Raw genomic sequence first — 5,684 nt, 5'->3', positions numbered from 1 at the left:
CATTTAGCCGAAGAAGTGTATGCAGATGCCCACAAAATCACCTTAGTAGAGGATAATCACGCGGCTCACAAACTCTCGGCACTCTATGAAATACTTCCACCAGAAAGAGCCAGGGCCATTATAGAACGTATAGAAGTAGTTAGAACACCTAAGCACGGCTCTTGGCTAAACATTGCTGAAATTGAACTCAGTATTCTAACCAGACAAGGGCTAGCCAAGAGAGTCGAGTCCAAGGAGGCGCTAAAAGAGCAAGCGACCCAATGGTATCAACAAAGAAATAAACAAGCCTCAAAAGTAGAGTGGCAATTTACTACTAAAGAGGCGAGGATTAAATTAAAGAGGCTTTACCCTAAAATATAACGTTGACATAACACTAGTGCACTAGCGCCCAGTTCCCGACCCCTTGCAGGGGCTACCAACTTTCGTCTCCCGACTAAAAAACTAAATAAATGGAAAAAGTAAAGTTACAGCTCAGAACACAATGTACGCATTACCTCAAAACATTAGACAAGGAACGTTGTCTGATACCCAATGAAGTAAACACTGCGTCATTGCGTGATATTTTGTACAAGACCCTGTATCTCAATCAGGCAAATACTCAAGTAAACCTGCGGCAACTTGATTGGCTGACTCAAGTGACTTTGGCTTCGCTCATAGAGCTTCTTTGGTTGGCAGATACTAACATAGATCAACAGCTCGACATGGTGCTCGATATTTTGTGCGAGGCGGTGGCAAATTAGGAGCCAAGGTGATTATTATTTAAGCTCAAAAAATAGTCTAAAAAAGCGATAAGGAAAGAGTAACAAGTAACGAACATTACAATTTTTTTACGCATACTTCGACCAAAAAACTAAAATAGTCTAAAAAAGTAGTGAGTGGAGAGCCGCACGCTACAAGTAATAGACATAGCGATTTTTTTTTACGCATACTTCGACCAAAAAACTAAAATAGTCTAAAAAGTGGTGAGCGGAGAGCCGCAAACTACAAGTAATAAACATAGCGATTTTTTTTACGCATACTTCGACCAAAAAACTAAAATAGTCTAAAAAGTGGTGAGCGGAGAGTCGCAAGCTACAAGTATTGAAGGTTGAGATGTTAAGAGTAAGCATGCTGCGAAAATAGGGAGAAACTGCCAGGCTAAGGTGTAAAAGCCTGGCGCTCAGCTCCCAACCCTTTGCAGGGGCTACCAACTTCCATCTCCTGACTAAAAAACTAAAACATGAAAAGTATAAACACTTATGTAATTGCCCTCATGACAGCATCATTGCTAGGGGCCTGTAGCGCCAAAAAACAACATACCAACTTGGCAAAGGCACAAGTAAAAACCCAGCAATTGCCCATTAAGGTAACTGTAGCAAAAGCGACATTGTCAAAAACCGAAGGCAACTTGTCTTACAGCGGCACTATTGAGCCTTCTACTTCTATTCCGTTGAGCTTTTTGATGCCTGGGTTGGTCAAAGGCATTTATGTAAAAGAAGGACAACGTGTAAACAAGGGGCAGTTGCTTGCTCGGCTGAGCCAAGACAGCCAACAAAGTGGCTATGAGTTGGCACTTGCCAAACAAAAACACGCCGAGCACGCCTACCACAATCTGAAGCCCATGTATAAAAGCGGCAGCTTGCCCGAAATGAAATGGGTAGAGGTAAAAACTGGCTATGAGCAGGCAAACGCTGCAGTGGCACTTGCCAAAACCAATTTAAACAATGGTGATTTACACGCGCCTGTGGGTGGGGTCATTGGCAGAAAAATGCTGGAACCCGGTATGACCGCTTTGCCAGGTACGCCTGTGATACAATTAGTACAGCTTCACCAACTTGCAGTAAAAGTATCGGTGCCCGAAGGCGAAATAAGCCAGATAAAAACCGGGCAACAAGCGCAAATTAAAATATCGGCTTTGCAAGACAAGGTGTTTGCGGGTACAGTAACCGAAATAGGCGTCATGGCAAACGCCATTTCGCGCACTTATGATGTGAAAATAGCCATTGCCAATGTACAAAACGAAATAAAGCCTGGAATGATGTGTAATGTATCGCTGGAACAACGTCAGGCGGCCAAATTATTAGTGCCCTATCAGGCAGTGTCGAACGATATAGAAGGAGAGACTTATGTATATGTGGTCAATCGCCAGACAATGGAAGCCAAAAAACAAGCCGTGAAGGTAGGGCTGTTTCGTCAAAACCAGATAGAAGTATTGGCAGGGCTGCAAACGGGACAGCAAGTAGTAGTAAGAGGAAAACACAAACTGACTGATCACGCGAAGATAAGTATTCAATAGTCTATAGTTGGTAGTCAGGAGTTAGGAGTCAGGAGTCAGGAGTCAGGAGTCAGGAGTCAGGAGTTAGGAGTCAGTAGCTTCGACAGCCTCAAGTCCTTAGATACTGAAGCATATCGGTGCTCCAAGTTTGACGCTGCTCTATAAGCGACTTACTTAAATTTTTAGCCTCGCTTTGCGAACCATAAAACCATATAGCAATAAAGCGATCAAAACTACCTTGTTAAAAAAATGAAAAAAATGAAAGAAGATAATACAAACCCGCACCGTAGAATAAACCTCATCGAGGCGGCAATGAAATACAAAGAGATCAGCCTCATTATTACTGTATTGTTGATGGGCTTGGGCGCTTATGCTTTTTTTAACATGCCCCGGCAAGAGTTTCCCCAGTTTACCATCCGTCAAGGCTTGGTAGTGGGGGTATACCCTGGAGCTTCGTCGCAACAGGTAGAAGAACGCCTTACGACCGAAGTAGAAAATTATTTGTTTGGTTATCAGGAAGTAAACAAGCTCAAAACTTACTCTATTTCTAAGGAAGGAATGATGATTATGTTTGTAGAGCTACGCGATGGGGTAAAAAACCCCGATGTGTTTTGGTCAAAATTACGCCACGGTTTAAACGAGGTAAAACGCCAACTGCCCCCTGAAGTACTTGCTCTGATTGCCAACAATGATTTTGGCGATACCTCAGCACTATTGCTGACGCTTACTTCTGAAAAACGCACTTATAAAGAGTTAGAAGCCTACCTGAAAAAGGTAGAAAGTGAGTTGCGAAAGATAGAAGGTGTATCAAAACTGAAACATTTTGGTTTACAAAAAGAACAAATCTTGGTACACATTCAGCCCGAAAAGCTGCAAAACTTTAATGTAAAGCCCATCACCATCTTGTCAGCTTTGCGCACTGAAGGTACCGTCAACTATTCGGGGAGCTTGGACAATGGCAATATGACCATGCCCTTGCATTTGCCCCCTCGTTATCAATCAGAAGAAGACCTCGCTAACCAGATTATTTATGCTGATCCACAAGGCAACCTTATCCGCCTAAAAGATGTGGCACGCATAGAGCGACGTTATAAAACACCCAACTCTTTTATCAACTATCAGGGCAGCAAATCGTTGTTGCTTTCGCTCGAAATGCAGCCCGGTAATAACATTGTACAATTTGGCGACGAAGTGAGCAAAGCTTTGGCAAAAGCCAAGGCAAAACTACCCAAAGATGTAAAAATGGAGCGAATTGCTGATATGCCCAATGTGGTACACCATGCCATTTCTCACTTTATGAAAGAGTTTGGCATTGCGGTATTGTCGGTCATTGTGGTTACTATGTTGTTGTTGCCTTTTAGAGTGTCGGCTGTAGCCGGAATCACCATACCTATTTCTATTCTTATCACGCTGGGCGTATTGTCTACTATGGGCATAGAGCTGCATACGGTTTCGTTGGCGGCGCTCATTGTAGTGTTGGGGATGGTGGTAGATAATTCTATTGTGATTATAGACAACCATTTAGAGAAACTCGATCATGGCGAAAGCCCTTGGAATGCTGCCTGGAAAAGTGCTTCTGAACTGTTTTTACCGGTGTTTGCCGCTACTTTGGCAATTGCTGCCTCTTACTTTCCGTTGATGTTTTTCTTGAAAGGTACCGCAGGCGATTTTATCCAATCATTCCCTATCACCATTGCGGTAGCCTTGGGTTCATCCTTGTTAGTAGCGGGTTTGTTGGTGCCTTATATGTGTTATGTATTCATCAAAAAAGGTTTTCACCAGCCCAACAACGCCCAGCCCAAACGCGCTGGAATGCTGGATTACTTGCAAAAAGGTTATGATTGGGCGCTTGAGAAAGCCTTTAGTGCGCCACCACTCACTGTTGCCTTGGGTGTAGCCTCCATAGTAGCGGGTGGAGTATTGGCGGCGGGTTTACCCCAACAGTTGTTTCCTCAGGTAGAGCGCGACCAATTGGCCATTGAGGTATATTTGCCCGAAGGCAAAGCCTTGGTGCGCACTGCCAATGTAGTGAACACGCTGGAAGATATATTGGAGCAAGACCAACGTGTAAAAAACGTGACCAGTTTTGTGGGTACCAGCTCGCCCCGTTTTCATACCGTATATGCGCCCAATATTCCGTCTAAAAACTACGCCCAGTTGTTGGTCAATACCACTTCTAGCCAAGCCACCGAGGAATTGATCAAAGAATACTCGCAAAAATATGCAGGCTACTTTCCCGATGCCCACATCAAGTGGAAGCAGTTGAACATGTCAGCAGCCAAGGCACCCATCGAGGTACGTATTTCGGGCGATAGCATTCCCTTGCTCAAGCAAACTGCTGCCAAGGTAAGTAGTTTGCTCAAACAAACTCCAAAGATAACCTGGGTGCGCGATGATTTTGCCGAAGCCCGCCAAGCAGTAGAAGTCAATTTATTGCGCGAACGCGCCAACCGATTGGGCTTAAGTAAAACTATGTTGTCTACTTCGCTTGCCATAGGCATGCAAGGTTTGCCGGTGGTCACTCTTTGGGAGGGCGACTACCCAGTACAAGTGGTGCTTATTCAGGACAAAGATCGCCGCGATGAGGTAAAAGATATTGGAGATCAATACATTACCTCGCCTATGACTTTTGCTTCGATGCCTATTCGTGCGGTAACCGAACTAAAACCCGAATGGACAGAAGGACAAATTATCAGACGCAATGGGGTAAAAACCTTGACCGTGCGTGCCGATGTAGCATTTGGTACCATTCCTTCTGATGTATTTAAAAAACTAAAACCTCAACTAGAGGCGCTTGCCTTGCCCGAAGGGGTACAAATTGCCCACGGGGGCGAATACGAAAGTTCTTGGGAAAACTACATCCCGATGGGGCTCTCGATGCTTACCAGTGTGGTAGCTATCTTTTTGATTTTGTTGTTTCAGTTCAAACGCGTAAAACTTGCCACCTTGATTATGTCTACGATGCCTTTGAGCATTTTTGGGGCTACGTTGGGCTTGCAACTCACCGGCTATCCATTTGGGTTCACCGCCTTTATGGGGCTTATTAGCTTGATGGGGATTGTGGTAAGAAACGGGATTATACTGGTAGAATATGCCGAGGAGCTATTTGCCAAAGGTAATTTGACCATCAAAGAAGCGGCACTCTCGGCGGGTAAGCGACGTATGCGCCCTATATTTTTGACTTCAGCGGCGGCGGCTATTGGGGTTGTGCCTATGATCTTGAGCGGGTCGCCATTGTGGGGGCCTTTGGGCACGGTGATATGCTTTGGGCTTACCTTCTCTATGATCCTTACCCTATTTGTATTGCCTGTATTGTACTGGTTGTTTTTTAATAAGAGGGTTAGTCAGGAGTTGGTAGTCGGTAGCCCCCACAGGCATTGCCTGATCTTCAGGCAACTACCTGATCTAGCGTTTAGCCCATTACATGTGG

At 44.6% G+C, this 5,684-nt stretch carries 4 protein-coding genes; all 4 read left to right on the top strand.

What is annotated here, in order from left to right; all coding sequences use genetic code 11:
* Positions 1–360, top strand: a 360-nt coding sequence (locus Q0954_RS32510; RefSeq protein ID WP_299465726.1) for a transposase, incomplete at its 5' end; no start/stop codon positions are given.
* A gap of 89 nt (positions 361–449) precedes the next feature.
* Positions 450–740, top strand: coding sequence for a hypothetical protein (locus Q0954_RS32505; RefSeq protein WP_299465723.1), 291 nt, complete (start codon positions 450–452; stop codon positions 738–740).
* Between the two features lie 479 nt (positions 741–1,219).
* Positions 1,220–2,275, top strand: a complete 1,056-nt coding sequence (locus Q0954_RS32500; protein ID WP_299465720.1) for an efflux RND transporter periplasmic adaptor subunit — start codon at positions 1,220–1,222, stop codon at positions 2,273–2,275.
* A gap of 228 nt (positions 2,276–2,503) precedes the next feature.
* Positions 2,504–5,684, top strand: a 3,181-nt coding sequence (locus Q0954_RS32495; RefSeq protein ID WP_299465717.1) for an efflux RND transporter permease subunit, incomplete at its 3' end; no start/stop codon positions are given.

The sequence above is a fragment of the uncultured Microscilla sp. genome (assembly GCF_947493425.1).
GTDB lineage: Bacteria > Bacteroidota > Bacteroidia > Cytophagales > Microscillaceae > Microscilla.
Note: the sequence above shows the minus strand (reverse complement) of the source record. Positions and strands in the feature narration are given on the sequence as shown.

Bases quoted from the DNA above. Each gene is read 5' to 3' on its own strand.
- Q0954_RS32505 (WP_299465723.1), top strand. From the start codon at position 450: ATGGAAAAAGTAAAGTTACAGCTCAGAACACAATGTACGCATTACCTC.
- Q0954_RS32500 (WP_299465720.1), top strand. From the start codon at position 1,220: ATGAAAAGTATAAACACTTATGTAATTGCCCTCATGACAGCATCATTG.